Origin of the sequence: Phaeodactylibacter sp. (assembly GCF_022763345.1) — a bacterium.
Lineage (GTDB): Bacteria > Bacteroidota > Bacteroidia > Chitinophagales > Saprospiraceae > Phaeodactylibacter.
On the sequence record NZ_JALEGS010000092.1, the window covers coordinates 1 to 20275 of the forward strand.

Annotated in this window: 17 protein-coding genes; 11 read left to right on the plus strand and 6 right to left on the minus strand. The window is 50.7% G+C overall.

The window, feature by feature from the left end; all coding sequences use genetic code 11:
* Positions 1-388: 388 nt before the first annotated feature.
* From MRY86_RS23245 to MRY86_RS23255, 3 genes are all read left to right on the plus strand, one after another.
* On the plus strand, positions 389-1009 hold the full coding sequence (locus MRY86_RS23245) for a Crp/Fnr family transcriptional regulator (protein WP_293567255.1): 621 nt from the start codon (positions 389-391) through the stop codon (positions 1007-1009).
* A 99-nt stretch (positions 1010-1108) separates the two neighbouring features.
* Positions 1109-1696 carry a hypothetical protein gene (locus tag MRY86_RS23250; protein ID WP_293567256.1) on the plus strand — a complete coding sequence of 196 codons (588 nt, stop codon included), beginning with the start codon at positions 1109-1111 and terminating at the stop codon, positions 1694-1696.
* Positions 1697-1938: 242 nt separating this feature from the next.
* Entirely contained in the window at positions 1939-2952 is a 1014-nt protein-coding gene (locus tag MRY86_RS23255) for an alpha/beta hydrolase (protein WP_293567257.1), read from the plus strand.
* Between the two features lie 37 nt (positions 2953-2989).
* Here the strand turns inward: MRY86_RS23255 and MRY86_RS23260 are convergent, their stop codons facing one another.
* The 5 genes from MRY86_RS23260 to MRY86_RS23280 all read right to left on the minus strand — a co-directional run bounded on the left by MRY86_RS23260 (position 2990) and on the right by MRY86_RS23280 (position 7993).
* Complete coding sequence (locus MRY86_RS23260; RefSeq protein ID WP_293567258.1) at positions 2990-4570, minus strand: SulP family inorganic anion transporter; 1581 nt, start codon at positions 4568-4570, stop codon at positions 2990-2992.
* Between the two features lie 136 nt (positions 4571-4706).
* Positions 4707-6092, minus strand: coding sequence for a HAMP domain-containing sensor histidine kinase (locus MRY86_RS23265; protein ID WP_293567259.1), 1386 nt, complete (start codon positions 6090-6092; stop codon positions 4707-4709).
* Positions 6093-6100: 8 nt separating this feature from the next.
* A complete protein-coding gene (locus MRY86_RS23270; RefSeq protein ID WP_293567260.1) occupies positions 6101-6784 on the minus strand; it encodes a response regulator transcription factor in 684 nt (227 codons plus the stop codon).
* Positions 6785-6795: 11 nt separating this feature from the next.
* Positions 6796-7392 (minus strand): tetratricopeptide repeat protein, encoded by a 597-nt coding sequence (locus MRY86_RS23275; protein WP_293567261.1) that lies wholly within the window; start codon positions 7390-7392, stop codon positions 6796-6798.
* A 76-nt stretch (positions 7393-7468) separates the two neighbouring features.
* Complete coding sequence (locus tag MRY86_RS23280) at positions 7469-7993, minus strand: hypothetical protein (RefSeq protein WP_293571969.1); 525 nt, start codon at positions 7991-7993, stop codon at positions 7469-7471.
* 481 nt (positions 7994-8474) lie between these two features.
* Between MRY86_RS23280 and MRY86_RS23285 the strand changes: the two genes are divergently transcribed.
* The 6 genes from MRY86_RS23285 to MRY86_RS23310 all read left to right on the plus strand — a co-directional run bounded on the left by MRY86_RS23285 (position 8475) and on the right by MRY86_RS23310 (position 15775).
* Positions 8475-10211 carry a T9SS type A sorting domain-containing protein gene (locus tag MRY86_RS23285; protein ID WP_293566160.1) on the plus strand — a complete coding sequence of 579 codons (1737 nt, stop codon included), beginning with the start codon at positions 8475-8477 and terminating at the stop codon, positions 10209-10211.
* Positions 10212-10338: 127 nt separating this feature from the next.
* The gene (locus MRY86_RS23290) at positions 10339-11370 is read left to right on the plus strand and encodes an RNA polymerase sigma-70 factor (RefSeq protein ID WP_293566159.1); all 1032 of its coding nucleotides are present in this window, start codon (positions 10339-10341) and stop codon (positions 11368-11370) included.
* A 60-nt stretch (positions 11371-11430) separates the two neighbouring features.
* Positions 11431-12444 (plus strand): FecR domain-containing protein, encoded by a 1014-nt coding sequence (locus MRY86_RS23295; RefSeq protein WP_293566157.1) that lies wholly within the window; start codon positions 11431-11433, stop codon positions 12442-12444.
* Between the two features lie 12 nt (positions 12445-12456).
* Complete coding sequence (locus MRY86_RS23300) at positions 12457-14127, plus strand: DUF4974 domain-containing protein (protein ID WP_293566155.1); 1671 nt, start codon at positions 12457-12459, stop codon at positions 14125-14127.
* Positions 14128-14295: 168 nt separating this feature from the next.
* Positions 14296-14889, plus strand: a complete 594-nt coding sequence (locus MRY86_RS23305) for an outer membrane beta-barrel protein (RefSeq protein WP_044222445.1) — start codon at positions 14296-14298, stop codon at positions 14887-14889.
* Between the two features lie 145 nt (positions 14890-15034).
* Positions 15035-15775: a head GIN domain-containing protein gene (locus MRY86_RS23310; RefSeq protein WP_293566151.1), complete on the plus strand. Its 741-nt coding sequence runs from the start codon at positions 15035-15037 to the stop codon at positions 15773-15775.
* An 80-nt stretch (positions 15776-15855) separates the two neighbouring features.
* Here MRY86_RS23310 and MRY86_RS23315 read toward each other — a convergent pair whose 3' ends face one another.
* A complete protein-coding gene (locus tag MRY86_RS23315; RefSeq protein ID WP_293566150.1) occupies positions 15856-16863 on the minus strand; it encodes a T9SS type A sorting domain-containing protein in 1008 nt (335 codons plus the stop codon).
* 159 nt (positions 16864-17022) lie between these two features.
* On the opposite strand from MRY86_RS23315, the gene MRY86_RS23320 reads away from it, so the two are divergent.
* Positions 17023-19056, plus strand: coding sequence for a BatA domain-containing protein (locus MRY86_RS23320; RefSeq protein WP_293566148.1), 2034 nt, complete (start codon positions 17023-17025; stop codon positions 19054-19056).
* Between the two features lie 259 nt (positions 19057-19315).
* On the plus strand, positions 19316-20005 hold the full coding sequence (locus MRY86_RS23325; RefSeq protein WP_293566146.1) for a hypothetical protein: 690 nt from the start codon (positions 19316-19318) through the stop codon (positions 20003-20005).
* Positions 20006-20275 lie beyond the last annotated feature (270 nt).

Consider the following 20275-nt stretch of genomic DNA (forward strand, 5'->3'; position numbering starts at 1 on the left):
AAAATACTTATTTGACCCGCCAAACGCGCATTTTTCCATTTAGTCATAACCACAACTCTTTGATTATCAACTCTCGTTTGCTCCAAACATACACTTAATCGAGAAACTAGAAAAAGTTGATTTCCGAATGTCAGAAAGGCTAAAGAATCAAATTTTAGAAAGGGTAGGAGAATAACCGAAAAAGAAACAGGCAAACAACACAGTGCAGCCGACAATACTCCGCTGCGCTACGTACTGCGGCTGCACGTTCCCGTTCAATACGCCCGGCGAAGGGAGTGCGCCGGGCGAAACTATCTCACCGGGTGCACTACGCTAAGCCACTGCCGGGGCATTCACCCGGTGTGCTTTTCGTGTATCTATTGTTGGCGGTAATTGAAAAAGGACACCTATGCAAGATTTACAAGCTTATTTGAATAAAATCTCACCACTAACCAAAGAGGATTGGAATTTAACCTTTCAATCCTTCAAGGAGGAGAAGTATAAGAAAGGTGACTATTTTATTAAAGAGGGAGGATACAGCAACAAAGTATCTTTTGTATCAAAGGGGTTGTTCATACTGTATTACTTGGCTGAAGGTCAGGAAAAGATAATGTTGTTCTTCGCTGAAGGACAGTTTCTAACTGACTATTTCGGGTATCTTACTCAAACGCCATCTATACGCCCCATAGAGGCGCTGGAAGACTCGGTAGTCTATACCATCACACGTGACAAATTGAATCAGCTAATCAAAACGTCCCAAACTTGGTCAAACATAGCAAGGATTATGGCTGAAAGAGCCTATATTCTCGCTGTTCAAAGAGCCAACAGGCTGCTTCACGATGACTTTGATACTCGTTTTATCACCTTTATGACTGAGTATCCCTCGCTTTTGCTAAGAGTTCCTCAATATATGATTGCATCTTATCTTGACATGACCCCCGAGACGCTGAGTAGGGTAAAAAAAAGAACATTCAAAAACAACCCATCCCTAAAGTCTATACACCAAGGTATTGATCCTCACTTGTTGTAACCAGAAACGAGATCATTGCTTCTTGATTTGAATCAATGGATTGAACTGATGTGAGATAGAATTTTGTATCAACAATTTCAAATTCAAAATCTAGAAAAAATGAAACGTATCGTAATTCTTTTTGGAATCTTAGGCTTACTATCAAATGGTTATGCTCAAAATAATAAACCCACGTCAAAAATAGAAAGGGTGGTTATTGAGTATAAAGGGAAAAAAGTCAAGGCAAGGCAATTGACCGTTAGTTCTGAAATCCCAATGGACCTGGAGAGTGCCTGGGCAAATGTAAAGACCCCTGCATTATTACAGTTTGTAGCAAAAGGTATGATACGGTTCAAATCAGTTAATGGTGAATTTCCGAAACAATGGGAAGTTGGTCAGTCTGTTGGTGCAAAAATGCGTGTTTTTGGATTTATTCCGTACGGCGGAACACACTCTCTGTTCATCAAAGAGGTTGATAACGATAACTATAAGATAGTCGCCCAAGAATGGAACAAAAGGGCAAAGGTTTGGAACCATGCCGTAGTATTGAGAGATTTAGGTAACGGGAAAATATACTTCGAGGACTCTATAACCATCTATGGAGGAGCAATGACAGGGATTATCACCTCATTCTCAAAGAGATTTTATACACACAGACAGAAAAGGTGGCAAATAGTGGCTAAGGAAAAACTTAACTTTGCAGAATAAAGTACTACCGCAAACAACGCATATAGCTTGTGGCTGCTGAAGGGCTGCCGTCAAGGCTCTCGCTCCGTAGCCAGCATTGGTTTCGGTAAATTCCGCAAGTACGGGACTTCGAAACCGCCACAAGCCATATGCAAACCGTTTTAACCAGTAACGAGACCATCACTTCTTGATTTGAATCAATGAATTGAAATGATGTGAAATAGAATTTTGCATCAACAATTTTAAATTCAAAATCTAGAAAAATGAAACGTATAGTGATGATCATTTCTTGTTTAGTAAGCTTGGGTGGGATTGCTGTAGCACAAACCTCCAATAACACCGATATAGAGGAAACCCTCTACGAAAACCTTAACACTTGGAAACAAATTGAGTCGCATTTACCCGAAGGTTTCCAAATATCCCCTTCCTCTTTACCGGAAGAATCTTTTGTTGATTGGAATGGCTGGAAAATACACCTGGACTCCTACAAAAATACAGATGCCCCGGCTAAAGTAATCCTCTTGCACGGGGTAGGCGGAAACGGAAGACTGCTGTCATTTATTGCAGTTCCCTTGTTCAATGCGGGTTATGAAGTCATTGCCCCGGATTTACCCGGATACGGTAATAGCATCGTGAAAAAGCGGAAAGTGGTTTATGATGATTGGGTCAACCTTGTATCCTTCCTTATTGACCAGGAAAAAGCAAAAGACCAAAGACCAGTTTTCGTTTTTGGACTGAGTGCCGGTGGTATGCTTGCCTACCATGCAGCTGCAAAAAATCCTCAAGTGGCAGGAGTAATTGCCACCAACTTGTTGGATCAGCGCGATAAAAGGGTGCGAGATGCCTCAACCGGCAGCAAACTCAAGAGTCGCGTGCTTGTACCCATGCTTAAGCTCACATCGCTTTTTGCGGGTGGCGCAATGCTACCAATGAAGAAGGTCGCTAATATGAAAGCAATAGTAAACGATGAAGAAGTACTTAAGCTTTTACTAAGCGATGAAAAGTCTTCAGGCACGAAAGTTCCGCTAAGATTTCTGACCAGTTTAATCAAAGCGAAACCTGCTATCGAGCCTGAAGTTTTTCAGATTCCGGTGTTGTTGGTTCACCCTGGAGAAGACCTCTGGACGCCCACCTGGACCAGCGAAGTGTTCTTCAACCGGCTAACTGGAGAAAAAGAATTGAAAATTCTGGAGAATGCAGGTCATTTCCCAATCGAACAGCCTGGAATAAGCCAATTACCTGATTATTCCATTAAATTCATAAAAGCAAATTTGTAATTTTGGGTATCCTTATTTGGTGCCCCGCAGAACAAGTCTAATGCTCCTCCACCGTCATGCCCTCAATGTGCGGGCAATTTCGCAGCGTCACTTTTATATCACGCTCCGGGGCATTGATCACAAAGTCATAAATAAGCTCCAGCGCATCCGGGTCGATGGCAGTAGTCCGGTAGCCATCTATGGTGACGATTGCGCCATCAGGTAGGTGGTCTAGGGTCGTCTGAAGGCTGGCCTTATTGATGAAGGAAACGTGCTCGCTTAGGGTAATCTTGATCCGTTTGCCGGGCTGCCCGTTGACTACTTCTTCGTCATCGTAGTGGTAAGGCGTTCTGTAATTCGCACGAAGAATGAAGAACACGCCCACTACCATACCGATGGAAATACCGACTAGCAGGTCTGTCAAAAGGATAGCGATAATGGTAATGATGAACGGCATGAACTGGTTATACCCAATTTTGAATTGCTGCCGGTAGAGGCTGGGTTTGGAAAGCTTGAAACCAACAAAAATCAGCACCGCTGCCAGAGACGCCAGTGGGATGTAGCCCATCAAGCCGGGAATAAGTAGCACACTGCCCAAAAGCAATAAGCCGTGATAGATGGCTGACATTTTTGTCTCCCCACCGGAAGCCACATTAGCAGAAGACCGTACAATTACGCTTGTCATAGGCAAGCCACCAATCATACCGGCGATGATGTTGCCAATGCCCTGCGCGCGCAGTTCTGCATTTTTGGGAGAATGCCGCTTGTGCGGGTCCAGTTTGTCTACCGCTTCGATACTCAGTAAGGTTTCCAAGCTGGCCACGATAGCGATGACGGCCGCTGTCTTCCAGACCACCGGGTTCAGAATGCCGGTCCAGTCCGGGAAGGCCAGCGCCTTTTGCAAAGAGGCGATGCTGTTGATATTGGGCAAGGTCACGAGCATTTGCGATTCCGGTGTCCAGGCCGGATAAGCACCGATGTAGGCCAGGTGCAGCCCTACGCCGGAAAGTACAGCTATCAGCGCGCCGGGGAACAGCCCCAAGATGCTATGTTGCTTGATAAATGGGCGCTCCCAGAGGATCATCAGCCCCAGAGAAACAAAACCGATTATGGCCGCCCCGGGGTGAATATGCTGCAAGGCATAGAAGAAATGGGTAAAAGTATTGCCGCCTTCTTTATCGGCAAAAGCCATCTCACCAAAGGCCTCCATGTCAACGCCCAGGAAGTGGGGCAGCTGTTTGAGGATGAGAATAAGGCCGATCGCGGCCAGCATACCTTTAATGACGGAAGAGGGGAAGTAGAGCCCGATGATACCCGCCTTGACTAACCCAAGAATCAATTGGAAAACTCCGCCCAGGACCACCGCCAGCAGGAACAGCTCGAAGCTGCCGAGTTCGGCAATGGCACTAAAAACAATAACGGTCAGCCCGGCAGCCGGGCCGCTCACACTGGTATGCGATTGGCTGAGTGCGCCCACCACAATACCGGCAATAATACCAGTGATAAGCCCGGAAAATAAAGGGGCGCCGGAAGCCAGCGCAATACCCAGGCACAAAGGCAGGGCAACGAGGAAAACAACTAATGAGGCGGGAATATCCTTAGCGTAGTGCTTGGTATAAGCTGTAAAGGTTTCTTTCATGGTGACGTTGTGAATTTCAGTACGTGAAAAGGCTTTCTTTCGGTGAGGCTGATTTGTAAATATGTACCTTATTTCCCAACACCGCATTAAGCTGGGATTAGAATGGCATTAAAATAAGATTAGAAACCAGGAGTGCTTAGATGAACTGCTGCTCTAATGGAAGACGTACCGTAGCCAGGGTGCCTTTACCGGGCGTTGATTCCACCGTGATTCGCCCTTTGTGCAGCTCAATGATCTTTTGTGTAAGCGGCAGCCCTACGCCGTAACCGGTGCGGGCCTGCACATGCTGCCCCCGGAAAAAAGGCGTGAAGATGGACTCCAGCTCCTCTTCAGGAATGCCCATGCCTTGATCCTGAAACCGGACTTCAATCACTTTGCTGCCGGCCGATAGGGTGACGGTAACCGGGGATTCGGAGTACTTGAGCCCGTTCTCTGCCAGGTTGAACAGGGCAATTTGCAGTAGGTTGGCATTGCCATTGACTACCAGTGCGTCCGGATCGCCCGGAAAAGTGGCGGTGTCGATCTGAAGGGGCTGCTGTGGATAGGCCCTGCTGAGCTCTTCCTGTATTTCAAAAAGCAGTTCGTCGAGGCGGATGCTTTGCCCTCTGTCATTGACACCTTCCGTGCCTACTTCAGCCAGGTGCAGGAGGCGCAGTGTTAGCCGGTTAAGGCGCTCAGATTCTTCGGAGATATTGTCCAGTGACTCGGCGACTGTGGGGGGCAGGGATTTATAATGCTGCCGTACAAGTTCTATTTCCCCAAGAATAGTCGTCAGGGGGGTATTGAACTGATGAGAAGCGTGGGTGATGAAGTTGCGCTGCGTTTCCACCGAAGTTTCCAGCCGGCTGAGCATTTTATTGAAGGCCTCCACAATGCTGCCCAGTTCGTCCTTAGGGTCCTGATCGGGCAAGGGCTCCAGGCGGACGTGCAAATTCGCGGTGTCCACAGTCTTCATTTTCTCGGTCATGGCGGTCAGGGGTGAGAGCATGCGCCGGGCGTACCAGCGGGCGATGAAGAAAATAAAAACCAGGTAAAGCCCGGCCAGCCCAAAAAGAATATTGGCCAGCTCCCGGAGTTCCTGCTTGCCCTGCCGGTTGACGGCGGTGACGATGGTGAAGTGAGGCCCCTGATCGTCCCGGTACAGAATGCCAACGCCAAGTGTGTCCCCTTGTTCCACCTTGAAGTATTCCTGTGCTTCTGTGACCGGTCCGGTCAGGCGCTCAGCCAAAAAATCGGGCAGGTGGGGGAGGAGGCTGTCCTTTTTCTCCAAATGAAAGAAGTATTCCTGTTCGCTGGGCAGGGTACGCATGTGCTTCTGTCGGATTTGCTCCAGCACCTGAGGGCTCAACTCGTCGTCATCAAGGTACATTTGGGACGCGATCATGCAGCGCTCGTGCAGGCGGGAGGTGAACTCGTGCTCCAGGTAGTTACGGTAAAGCAAGAAAATCAGCCCGCCCATCAGGAAAAGGATACCTGAGGTGAATAGCGCAAAGTTGAGGACCAGCCGGTTTTTTAACTTCATGGCAGGGGCTATTCCGTACTGAGGTAATACCCGGCACCGATCTTGGTGTGCAGAATGCGGGGTGAGCCGTCCGCCTCCAGCTTTCGGCGCAGGTAGTTAATGTACACATCCACCACGTTGGTGCCAGTGTCGAAGCCAATATCCCAGGCGGCTTCCAGGAGCTGCTCCCGGGTGAGGATCCGCCCGGGCTGTTGCATAAAGCATTTAAGCAGCTCAAACTCTTTGGCGGTAAGCGAGATCAGCTGGCCGTCGCGCTGCACTTCCATGCGGTTGAGGTCGAGGGTAAGCCCGGCGGCATTCAGCAGGGCAGGCTGTACGGCAGCGTATTGATGGTTGCGGCGGTATAGGGCGCGCACCCGGGCTGCCAGCTCTTCAATTTTGAACGGCTTGGAAAGGAAGTCATCGGCACCGGCATCAAGTCCCTTGATGACGTGTTCGGTCTTGCCCATGGCAGAGAGCATCAGAATCGGAACGGAAAGGTGCAGCTCCTGCCGGATATGCTTGCATATTTCCCACCCATTGACCTTGGGCAGGATGATATCGAGAATGACGAGGTCAAACGTTTCAGCAGACAATAGTTCAAGTGCGACTTCTCCGTCGAAAGCGGCCGTGGATTCAATACCGTACTGCCGCAAACCTTTCTTGATTACGTTGCTGATTTTGACCTCGTCATCTACGATCAGTACTTTCATCCTGAAGCGGGTTACCGCATCTTGGGGCGGCGGCGTTTGCCACCGGGGCGGAAGCCGCCCATTTGGCCGGATTGCTTGGCGGCACCGCGGTTTTTAAACTGCTTTTCGAACATGTTGAACTGTTCCTTGATATTAGGCTCGGTAATTTTGCAGCCTTTAGCGACCCGGTAGTGCCGTTCGGCCTGTTTCCAGCGCCCTTTGGAGGCGGCGATGTTTGCGAGCTGAAGTTGCAGCATGGCCCGCTCATTGTCCGTTGGGACTTCTACTTCCTCTGCTTTTTTTAGCCACTTTTCACCTTCTTCAACATTCTTTTGAGCCAGTGCGGTAGAGCCTTTGATCATGTAGAAGTAAGCGCGGTTGGTCGCGTACAGCCACTCCGGTTTAAAGGTGAGGTTAAGGCGTTGATTGGCACCTTCGAAATCGGACTGCTGCAGCATCTCCGCTGCGGATTGAACGGTGCCCAGGAAAATATAGGTAGCCAGCATCACCAGGCCCAGGATGACGAACCAGATGCCATACCATACCCCCATGGTAGCCCAAAGTGCGATACCACCGGCCAGGCCTACCGCTATCAAAGCAAATTTGAGGTAAATATTAATTGTTAACATGCGTTCGGTTATTTTTTGGCAAATGTAGTAATATTGATCGGGTGGTGCGTAGTTTGGGGAACACCTGTCGCCTTTATTAGTTGTTTCTTGCGGCCAGTGCCTGTTCCAGTTTTTGCAGGTTTTCCTTGACCAGCAGATCGTTGGAAGGGAAACTTCGCGCTTTTTCCATCCAGTGGCGGGCCTGCTCCGGGCGCATTTGTACGTAGTGGATGTGCGCCAGGTTCAGGCAAGCGAGGGCACTGTCATTGGGGTGCTCTAGCCCAAGCTCAATAGCTTCAGTCAGCATTTCGTTAGCGGGCGCCATGTCTTTACGCTGCAAATAAATCAGGCCAAGAGAAAAGTAGTAGTAGGCCCGGTTGCGCCGGAGCAGCAGGCTGGGCGACCATACCTGGTCCAGGACTTTCTCTGCATCGGCAGCTTTCCCTCTTTTCAGCAGGCTGTGGGCTGTCCATACATTGCCCATGAAAGCCTGAGTCAGGAGGAGCATAACACCGCCCAGGTAGAGGTACCAGGCCTGACCGATGCCCAGCCTGAATTGCAGGACCGCTCCAAGAATAAAGAACAATCCAATTAATAAGTATCGCAGATAAACCGTTGCCATAAGAAAAATTTCTGCAAATATACTCGCTGGGCTTGGGTTTGCAATATTCCGCATCGCAATATCTTAACGATGCTTAAAGGGCAAACGCTTATTTGAAATCTATTCCCAATTTTGGAATTTAGTCTTTTTTTGGGATAAAAACAAGTTGGCATTTTGAATTAAAATGTTGATTTTCAAAGATTTGTGTTTTTTGGCACAAGATTGGCAATACACAATACAACGCAAGCAAACAAATACGAACTTTCCTGAATGCAGGGATACGATTGGAGGAAACTCCGATAAACACTCACACAAGCACATTTGAGCAACACTTTGAAAAAAGCAGAGGACTTAACCCCTCTCCAAAAGAGCTTTGAAGACAAGATCTTCACTAAGAATAGGTAAATAGGTTAAGCTAAGTAGACGGGGAATAGCCAAAAAGGTTATTCCCCTTTTTTTGTCTCCGGGCATCCTGTACTTTTGCATTAAAAGGTACCTGCTTATGATACGTATGCTCCTGTCTTCCGTCCTGCAAGTTTTAATGGTTTTGATGGTTACGGCCCAGCCTGAGGTCACCTGGGTGCAGCGTTATGCCGTTGAGTCGCCGATTTTTTCCTTTGGTAAAAACCTTAATATTGTCGATATGGCAACGGATGAAGCCGGGGATATTTACCTTCTAGGCTTCCACCGTTCTGATTTGGAACTCGATGGCACAGTGGTCCACCCGCCCTACAGTGGAGCACAAACCGGTTTCCTGCAGAAGCTTTCTGGTGGAGGCGAAGTGCTGTGGTACCGCAGGCTGACGATGGGCGATATGCGGGCCTTGGCAGTCAAAGCCGGTAAGGTTTACGTGGGGGGAGAAATTGCCTCCGCGGAGTACGGGCCCCTGCTCATTCAGCGGGATACCTCAGGAGCTACCCGGACGTTGTTTGCCGATGGCTACAGGGATGCTTTCATTGCTCGGTTCGATACCGCAGGCACCCTGGAATGGGCAAAAGCCTACGGCGGAGCGGACAGTGAGTTCTTCGATAAAGGAGACCGGTTGAACGCATTGGCGGTTGATGATGCTGGTTCGATTTACATGACGGGCAGTTACCACCGGGAGATGGACTTTGGTGGGCCCACCATATTTAGCGAACCCTCTGACCGGGGCAAGACGTTCTATCTGGCCCGCCTGACGTCCGAGGGGGACCTGGAATGGGCGGAGCAAATTCAGTCTCCACTGCCCATTGATGGCGGAAATGCGGAAGGCCTTGGGTTAGCCCTGAGTTTGGAGGGTGAGCCCATCGTCTCTATTGCTTACAGCGCTGGTGGTTTACTGCTTGATGGTAGTATTCTGATGAATGACAATCAGGATGGTGACGATGGCTGCCTGCTGGTTAAATACGATGCACAGGGCAATCGGCAATGGTATCGGAATATCGAGCCACAAGAAGGCTTGATTGTCCCCTTTGACCTGGAAACGGACGCTCAGGGAAGGATTTACCTGGGCTTTTCCCATGAGCAGCAAGTCCTGATTGAGGAATCGGCAACCCTGCAGTATTTTCAAGCCGAAGATGACTTGCTTAAGACGGCTTTGCTTTGCTGGGATGCCGATGGGCAACTACTCTGGGGCAACACGCTGTTTTGTTCCAACGGCGCGATGGATGTCCACCCGGATGGAAATGTTTACCTCTCAGCCGCAGCCTTTCGTTCTGAGGTCGCCCTTTCGGAAAGCACCGCCCTGTCCTTCGAACTTGGCGGGTCCGTAAGCTTCTGGGCACGTTTTCTTCCAGATGGGCAGCTGTCGTGGGCGCATCAGCCCGAACTGCTCGGGGATCCCCCATTCAGCACCAATCATAACATCATGGTGGACGCGGAAGGGCGGGCCTACGCTTCAGCGAACTTCAACCAACCCCTTGCGTTTGGAAGTGGATGGTCCCTGACAACCGGCTATGATTCACCCGATTTTGATGCCCTTTACCTGATTCAAATTGACGATTCGAATATCAGCAGTGTGTTCAGTCCGGTACATCAGCCGCTCCGTGCGTTCCCCAACCCTACAGCAGGCACGCTCAATGTGGACCTTCCAGGGCAGGGGCGCTTGCAGTTATTGAGCAGTATGGGGCAGCGGGTATGGGGCGTTGCGCATGCCGGAGGGCTGCAATCCTTTACACTGCCCGCCTTACCAGCTGGCCTATATTTGCTTCAGGGGCAAACGGGGGAACAGCGCTATCTGTCCCGAATTGTAATTGAGTAATCGTTTCTATCGGTTCAGAAAGGCCAGAAAGCCATTCGCTCTAATAAATGCCTCTATATGTCGAAAGCCTTTTACCTTTGTGGGGAATTAAACTTAATCTTGTGGCCGAAAAATACACCCGGCTTTAATGTCAGATAACACCGAAATAAACCTGCTTTCCCGCCTTAAAGCGGATGACCGGATGGCGCTGCAGCACCTCTTCGAAGATCACTACGAAATGGTCTGCCAGTCGATATATCGCTTTGTGCCTGATGCCAGCACCGCTGAGGACCTGGCACAGGAAGTTTTCCTCCGGTTTTGGGAAAAGCGCCACAAGATCGAAATCAATTCCTCCCTTGGTGCTTACATCCGCCGAATGGCCATCAATGAAGGATTGGGCTACCTGCGCCGCAACAAACGCTGGGAGCAGGAAGCTTTTGAGCCTGGACATGAACCTGGGGTGGACGACAGCGCCGAAGAGCAATTCCTGCATGAAGAAATGCAAGCCAACGTCACTGCGGCTATCAATCAACTCCCGCCCAAATGCCGCACTGTTTTCCAACTGAGCCGTTACGAAGAGCTGACCTATAAAGAAATTGCTGAGCAAATGGACATCTCCGTGAAAACGGTGGAAAATCAAATGGGCAAGGCCCTGCGGGTGCTCCGGGAGAAATTGCAGCACTACCTGCAGATTGCCCTGCTGTTCGGTTTACTTTGGTGTACTGCCTGCCAGCCAGCAGAAGCCTTCCCTCCTCTACAGCATGATACCAACCTTATGGAATATACTGCGTTTCGACTTACACCAGGCATGGACCTGAAAGGTGCCCTTCAGGAATGGGCCGATACGAATGATGTGGAAGCTGCGGTCATATTGAGCGCAGTGGGCAGCCTGACGGATTATGCCATTCGCTTTGCCAATCAGTCTGAAGCCAGCATAGGGCAAGGGCACTTTGAAATTACAGGCATGACAGGCACCTTGTCCAAAAACGGCTCCCATTTGCACCTGACAGTCGCAGATGAAACCGGGCAGTGCCTGGGCGGCCACCTGATGGATGGTTGCCGGATTTACACAACAGCCGAAATCGTGATCGGACTGCTGCCAGACTATGAATTTCTGCGGGTAACAGACGAAACTTACGGGTATAAGGAGCTGGAAGTAAAAAAGAAGAAAAAAAATTGAAGCCTGAAGTAGGGGGATTGCCTCAGCGGGTGCATCAATAGTCCGGAAACTAACAACAACATGAATCAAAGCGACTACCTTGAAAGAATAGGAAGGTATCTCTCCGGAGATATTGACGAGGCAGAGCGGGAAGCGCTAATGCGCTGGGTAGAAGCCGATTCCGCCAACCTGAAGGTGTTGGAAGAAGCGGAAAAGCTATGGTCTGTCTCGGCATCCTATGAGATGCCTGATTTCTCTGCCGGGAAGTCGGTCGCCTGGGATTTACTGGAAGAGCGTATCCAACCGGAAGCGAAAATCGGAGAAGCCAAAGTAATAGGATTGTCTACCCTAAAGCTATACCTACGCTATGCAGCTGCAGCGGTCTTGTTACTGCTGGGCGGGTACTGGGGGTACTGGTATTCCGGTCTTATTGACCATTCGCCGGTGTTTGCGGAGGTTCAAACCGCTGATAAGGAAGAGCAAACGCTCACCCTGCCTGACGGAAGCACGGTGGTGTTGAATGAGAATAGCTCCATTCGTTACGCCAAAGACTTTAAGCAGCGGGAAGTCAGGTTGACCGGGGAGGCATTTTTTGACGTGGTAAAGCAGGACGGCGCTACCTTCACCATCTTTGCAGAAGGCGCACAAACCACCGTACTGGGTACATCCTTTAATGTCAGAGCCTATCCTGATGAACCGGAAGTAACGGTTTCGGTGGCTACCGGGAAGGTGGAGGTGGCTTCTGTAGATAAAAAAGAAGAGAAAGTCCTTTTGGTCCCCGGCACCTCCGGGCAATACAATAAGATGCTGGAAGAAGTCCGGCAAACACCGGTCTCCAATGCAATGGCCTGGAAGGAGAACCGGCTGCAGTTTGACAATCAGCCACTGGGCGAGGTTGCCCGAGCTCTGGAGCGCTACTTCGGAAAAAGGGTAGTTCTGGCGAATGATCAGCTGGCGAGTTGCCGCTTCATGGGAGATTTTCCTAACCCTAAGCTGCAGGAACTGCTGGATGCGATGGCCTTCACAATGGAACTGGAAATTGTCGAGGAAAATGGGCAAATTGTAATCAAAGGCAATGGAGACTATTGCCAGTAAGCACGAAAAGCCATGAAAAAACTGCTACTATTTACGGGTTTATGGTTTGCAGGTGTTGGGCTCAATGCTCAGGCTCCGGCAGTACTGGCCAGCTATCGTACCATCAATCAGTCTTTGGGGGAGGTGCTCAAAGACCTGGAGCAGCAATTTCAGGTGCGCTTTTCCTACAGCCCGGACTTCATCCCGCTGGAGCGAAAAGTCTCGGTGAATGCGGAGGAAGGGGCCAAACTGGAAGCCATTATGGATGAAATCTGTCGGCAACTTCCGATCTCCTACCGCAAAATGGGCAATCAGGTCATGTTGAAGCCCAGCCGCAAAACCGATGAACTTGGGCAACTGGCACCCGTAAAGCCTAAGGTTCAGCAGCAAAGCCCGATTTATCCGGAGGATGCAGCCGAGCGGGAGCGGTTAAGCCAGCACATGGAGCCTATTCGGCAACCCAAAACCAAAGCGATTAACAGCCCGGGAGGAAATGCTTATAAGGAAATTCATGTCGACCTTTACCATTTGCCGCCTCCACCTGCGGTCACCGCAGAAGCAAAAGAAGAGGTGTACAGGGGCGACCGCCGGCTGGCTCAGGTGTCTATCCTGCCTTACGTGGGGACTAATCTTGAGCGCAGTGCTGAGATTACCAATAATGTATCCCTTAATGTATTATGGGGTACCAACGGTGGAGTAGATGGGCTCGAAGTGGGCGGTCTTTACAACAAGATCATCCATGACGTTGAAGGCGTACAGATTGCCGGTGTGGGCAGTCAGGTTGGCGGAGATGTAATTGGCACACAGGTCGGCGGTGTTTTCAACGTCAATAATGGCAAAGTACAGGGCGTGCAGGCCGCCGGTGTATTCAATATAGCCGGAGAGACGCAGGCTGTTCAGGCAGCGGGCCTGTTCAACATCAGTCATGGCGACGCTGCCGGGCTGCAGGCTTCGGGGTTGTTCAACATTTCCGGAGGCAAAGCGGAAGGGCTGCAGGTTGCAAGCTTATTCAATAAAAGCCAGGGCTTTACCCGCTCCCAGATATCCGGCCTGTTCAATAAGGCAGGAGATGTGGAAGGCGGTCAGGTCAGCGCCCTTTTCAATAAGGCAAAACGGGTAGACGGCTTTCAGGTGGCACTCATCAATGTCGCAGATACGGTGAACGGTGTGCCGGTTGGCTTGCTCAACATCGTTAAGAACGGCTACAACCGCTTCGAGCTGTCGTCCAATGACGCTTTGTTTGCCAATGCGGCGTTGAAGCTTGGCGCGTATTCCTTTTACAACATCTTCAAAGTCGGTATGCGCTGGGATATGCAGGGGCAGCCCGGTACTGTAGGGGCAGTTGAAGAAGCGCAGGCTTACAGCTGGGGGCTCGGCTACGGTATAGGCACCACCAAGCGCTTCACACCGAACCTGATGATGAATGTGGAAGCCACTTGCATGCACATCAACGAGTTGGAGCGGTGGACCAAAGAAGTCAACCTGCTCAATCAGCTCAGCCTGGCGCTGGGCTACAACGGCACGGACCGAAAGACGAGCTTTTTCGCCGGCCCCATCGCCAACCTGATGGTATCCCGGGTAGCAGACCCTGAGATGGGCGAACTGGGCTCACGGGTGATTGACCCTTCCTATACTCTTGCGGAAGGCGGGCAGAATACCCACCTGCGGTTTTGGGTAGGCGTGCAGGGCGGCATACGGTTTTAGCATGTTGTTACCGGAATAAACCGGGCACCAAATTGACCATTAATTTTTTGAAACAGGCAACGTCCGGGAATCATCCCGGCCAGCCATAGTTATGCCTTGCAGGAACGGTCTTCTAACGGCTGCAAGGGAGATAAATCATTATTTAAAATCAACGAAAAGCAATAGATCATGAAAAAGTTAGGATTGCTCACTTTGGCCCTGCTGCTGGGGCTGGCTGTGCAGGCACAGCATGAAACCTTATTTAACAATGCCCGCGTTGTTGGTGGCTTCGGCGCGCCAATCATTGAGATGGGGCTGGGCAATGACATGACGACCGCAGTAGGCGGTGGCGGCGGCGTGGTGATCGATAACTTCTTTATCGGTGGCTACGGCGTAGGGAGCATTGACTTTGAGCGCCTGATTGAGGATGACGACATTCAGGAAATCGAGCTCGGGCACGGTGGTTTTTGGCTGGGGTACACCCTGGCGCCTCACCGCGTACTGCACCTTTATACAAGTGCCCGCCTGGGCTGGGGCGCAGTCGGCATTGACGTCTCCGACAACTCCTCCTTCCCGGATAACACCGACAATGTATTTGTGGTAACACCGGAAATCGGCCTGGAGCTGAACGTCACCCGCTGGTTCCGCGTGGCGGGTACCGTAGGCTATCGCTATGTGGACGGCATAAGCGACAATAGCCCCTACAAATCCAATGCCTTTGATGGCACCCTGGCTAACCTGACCTTCCGCTTTGGCTGGTTCGGCTGGGACAGAGACAACTAGTGCGGCTAGACCGAATTATTTGATAGTATTTCCACGCTTAAGCCTTCTTTGGTGCGTGGCCTTTAACGGTCAAAATTTAAGGCTCAATCCACCAGAAAAAATAATCACCCGACATTTTTCACTCACTGTAAAAAAACAAGAAACTATGAAAACGATTCAAATGATGCTATTCGCTCTTGCCACGGCACTATTGGGCAGCGGCTGCTTTATCAACATCGACGACGATGACAGCTTCTCCATTGGCTGCCTGAATGCCGATGGTCCCTTTGTAAGCCAAAGCCTGGTCCTGGACGACTTTTCCGGTATCAAAAACGAAACCTCGGTGGAGGTCTTCATCCGGCAGGGGGACGAACAGGAAGTCATCGTGGAAGGCAAGGAAGATGCGATTGATGAACTGGAACTGGATGTCAATAACGGTATTTGGGAAATCGAGTTCGACCGCTGTGTGCGCGACCTGGATAACATGCAGATATTCATCACTTTACCTGTATTGCGGAAGGTCTACAGCTCCGGTTCAGGCGATATCATGGGCGAAAACCTTTTCCTGGCAGAAGACATCGAATTTCAGCTTAGTGGCAGTGGCGATGTCCGCATAGAAACAGAAGCGGATGATATAGATGTGAAGATCAGCGGCAGTGGCGACCTGATCATTGACGGCCTCTGTGACGAAGCCGTGTACCGCCTTAGTGGCAGCGGTGATGTGCAGGCTTTTGGCATGCAGTCGCGTACGGCCGACATCAACATCAGCGGCAGCGGTGGAACCGAGGTCAATGTGGCGGAGTTCCTGAAAGTCCGTATTTCCGGCAGCGGTGACGTGCGCTTCATTGGCTCGCCCGAGATTGACGTCAACATCACCGGCAGTGGTGATTTGATTGATGAGAATTAGACGATAAAGGGAGCTAAAAAACAGCTAAACCTGACAAGATCACGGGCTGATGCCTGCGGATACTTGTCAGGTTACTTTTTTTACCGCACCACGATTCGTTCTGTCCGCACCTGATCTCCATTTTGCAATTGCAGCAGGTACAGCCCACCGGGGCAGGAGAGGCCGATTTGCCCGTCCGCAGGCAGATGAGCCCATTGCTGTATCAGTTGCCCCTGTGCGTTGTAGAGTACGACCGACCATTGAGTAGGGTTTTCCGTTTGCACCTGCAGTGTTTGGCTGGTAGGATTGGGGAAGACTTTTAAGTTCGGTTTTGCAGTCGTGTTGGCACTGGTTGGCGATGCCACCTGGAGCCAATAGTAAGCCAAAACGTTCGAAATCCTTTGCCCGTTGCGGAACTCCTCAAGATGATAGGGTACGATGTAGGATTGACCTGCTGTGCCTGGGCTGTCCCAAACCGTTCCCCCAAACAGGGGGTTCTCTACAATTAGCGTACCGCTCCCTCCGGGATCAACAATATTTACGGGTTGATACCCCGAAAAAGAGTCATCTAATTCCGGGATAGACACGCTAATAGAATCATTATCCGTATCAAAAGGAGTAGGTGAGAAACTGAAAGGCTCATTGACTGGTCCTGTTTCCTCCAAATCTGATACGATAACCGTAGTATTGGTTCCCTGAAGCTGAGGGTTGAGAATGGTATAATGGGCTTGAAGAGGCATGGTTGCCCCCGGATCAAGATTTACGATCGTTTCAGAGAAACAGCAGACGGGTGAAGTAATGGTATAGGATGCTCTGGCAGGATACGTATGGGTGTTGGTATAGAACCGTCTGACTAGATCCGGGGGGATATTTGTTTCCTGCAGGAGCAATAGCCAACCCGAACTCCCGTCTCCCCAAAAAACAGGTATACTATCTTCTACAGGACTATCAATGGGGCTGATCAGTTGTACCCGGGCTTCCAGCGTCAGATTCGCTTCAGGGGCGTCTTCCTGAATAATACGCATGTTGCCAGCCAGATAAGAGCTTTGAGCATGACCAAACAGGAAAGCGCTAATCGTCAGCAAAAGCGCGTAAATCACTCTTTTCATAATACTTTGGGTGTTTGATGATGAATAAAGGTATTAGAGGCCAATACCTTGCCCCGCAATAACTTTATGGTTAAATTCGCGTTCTTTATCTTGATTCTGTTGGCTAGTGAGCCCGTAGAAGATACGTGAAAAACAGACCAAAAGCAACCCAAAGAATATATGCAGTTTCTCTTCCCGGCTTTTTTGTTCGCCCTCGCTGCACTAGCGATCCCCGTGATCATCCACCTGTTCCACTTCCGGCGGTTTAAGAAAGTGTACTTTACGAATGTGCGCTTTTTGAAAGAAGTCAAGGAGGAGACGAGCGCCCGCTCCCGCCTGCGCAACCTGCTGGTACTGCTGATGCGGCTGCTGGCGGTGGCTTTTCTGGTATTCGCCTTCGCTCAGCCTTTTATCCCGCAGGAAGATGCGGAGGTGCAGCAGGGCAATAAGGCGGTGAGCCTGTTTATCGACAACTCCTTCAGCATGCAGGCCCTTAGCCAAGACGTGCCTTTGGTAGAGAAAGCCAAACAGCGCGCCCGGGAGATTGTGCAAGCCTACGCGCCTACCGATGAATTCCAAATCCTGACCAACGACTTCGAAGGGCGGCATCAGCGCATGGTTTCTCAGGAAGATGCCCTGGCGCTCATTGATGAAATCGAGCCCAGCCCGGCGGTACGGCAGCTTTCGGAAGTCCTGACCCGCCAACGGCAGGCGCTTTCCACTGCAGAAGCCGATAACGAAGTGGCCTACCACATTTCCGACTTCCAGCGCAACATCACCGATATCGAAGCCGTCAGCGACACTACGATGGAGCTCAACCTCGTGCCCCTGCAGGCCGTACAGGAAAAAAACATCAGCATAGATTCTGCCTGGTTTACCAATCCGGTGCCTATGCCCAATCAGCCTAACCCGCTTGTTGTTCGGGTGCGCAACCTCACCGAAGCAACTGCGGAAAATGTCCGCCTGTCTATCCGCCACGAAGGGGAGAACAAACCGGTAGGCACGCTGACCGTTCCCGCCGAGTCTTCCGTGGTAGATACCGTCAATATTTCCATACAGCGGACCGGCTGGCACGAAGCCCGCCTCAACATCACCGACTTCCCCATTCAGTTTGACGACAATTATCACATTGCCTTCAATGTGAAAGAACAAATCCGGGTGCTGGCCATCAATGAGCAACAGCCCAACCGCTTTCTGACGGCAGCATTTCAGGGCATCAATAACTTCAAAATTGACAACCTGCCCAGCCAGGCGCTGGACTATTCCCAATTTGGGAACTACGACATGATTGTGCTGAACGACCTGCGGACGGTATCCTCCGGGCTGGGCTTTGAGCTCCGTCAGTATGTACAGGACGGCGGCAATCTGCTGGTTTTCCCCAGCCGGAATGCCGATGTTAGTACTTACCGCGGGTTCTTAACCGGCTTTCCGGCCAACGAGCTGCAGCAATTTGAGGAGCGCCCCCGTCAGGTGGGGCAGATCAACACCGATGCCTTCATCTTCAATGATGTTTTCGAGAACCGCTCTGCCAACCTGAAGCTCCCCGCCACGCAGGGCAATTTCAGCTTGAGCAATTTTGCCAACCGGGGCGAAGAGCCGTTGCTCACCTACCGCGATGGTTCGGTATTGCTGGCCCGCTATCAGAATGGGCAGGGCAATCTCTACCTCAGTGCCGCTCCGCTTTCGGATGAGTACAACGACCTGGTGCGCAACGGAGAAATATTCGTGCCCATGCTGTTCAAGATGTCAGTATCCTCCCGTCAGGGGCAGCAGTTGTCCTACACCATTGGGCAGGATGCTACGATCGTTGCCCCTCATGATGCTACGAGCAGCGATATTGTCTACAAGTTGCAGGGCGAAGCCGAGGAGTTCATCCCCGAGCAGCGCATCATTGGGGCGAAAGTCTATCTGACCGTAGGGCAGCAGGTCGATGAAGCCGGCTACTACGACCTTTTCCTGCAGCCGGAGAACCCACTGGGCACCTACGCTTTCAACTACGACCGCCGCGAGTCCGATCTCGACTACTACAGCCCGGATGAGCTGTCCAGCTATGTAGGGCCTCTAGCGAATCTCATCAATGTAGCCGACAACGCTGTGCTCACCGCTACGATAGAAGAGCGGAGTCAAGGCATTCCGCTATGGCGCTGGTGCCTGATTTTGGCGCTGGTGTTTTTGGGGGTAGAGGTGTTGTTGCTGCGGTTTTGGGAGGTGTAGGGGCAGCCATTCCGCTTTGTGCCCTTTATATTATTCTACAATGTAAATTTGACTTGGTGGTCGCATTGTTGTAGCTTGCTTAATACCTTGATGCCAATGATTAGGCACACAAAAAGTAATGCCTAACAGATAGCATGAAGCTATAAGCAAAAAGTTATAACTGCCCTCCTGATTTCCAGAAAGAACGGTAATGCATCTTTGCACGCTCTTTTCAAGGGGAAGGAGCAATTTCAGAAATCAGAAGGGCTGAAATATAGCCATGAAACAGGACTTTAAACGCACCTTTACAGCCTTACTCCTACTGCTCAGCGCAAGTGCCCTGCACGGGCAGACCTACTTCAGCCTGCGGCTGGGAGGAGGATTGACGGATATTGAAGGAGGGGATTTCCATGTAGCAGGACCTCGTCCAGATTGGTACGATGTGGACGCACAAACCCTAAGGCACTTGTTGGTTGGTTTGAGCGTAGAACAACAAATAGGCGAAGCGCTATTCTTTTCCTGGGCGAACGGCTATTATTTTGATCGTGTATTCAGAATGCGGACAGATGGCATCGCTAGTATAAATTTTCATCGCTTTGATAGCTGGCGTACGGATTTTGCTGTTAAGCGTTCAATTGCTGATGCATTTTTGGTAGGAGCTGGACTTGGGCTGAACTACATCCATAATTCTGAGATAAGTACAGATGGAAAAGATTACTGGAAAATCACGAGTTACAATTACCGTGAAAACGCTCCTGATCATCGTTATTTCGAGTACACCTCACACCTGTCGCTCGCCTACTGGTACAAAAGGTATATGGTAGAGCTGTCCTACATTCATGGCCTGGGGCTGAGGAACAGGGAGCGGGAAATGCTCCGCCCCATCAATGAGTTCAACCTTACGCTGATCTTGCAGTTCAAGGCGCCGTGGTCTGGCAAGGGGCGCAGGGGTATGGAGCTGCGGTTTTGAAAGCTGTTTTTTCGCCAGACAAGACGCGAGGAGGGAAGACCCCGATTTTGATCGGGGGAGCTACCTGACCGACGAGCCATGCAGCCTGGCGGGAAAATAGCCGTATCAAATGGGGAAGTTATTCTTCTCCGGTCACTTATACGCAATACGAAGTGGTCACCTACTGGCGCTGTCGGCCAGCACGGGGAACGATAAATGTCGGGCTTACAGTCCAGACATTCATCGTCTGGAATCTTGGATTTGCGACATCGGCCACTGACGAAGCATAGC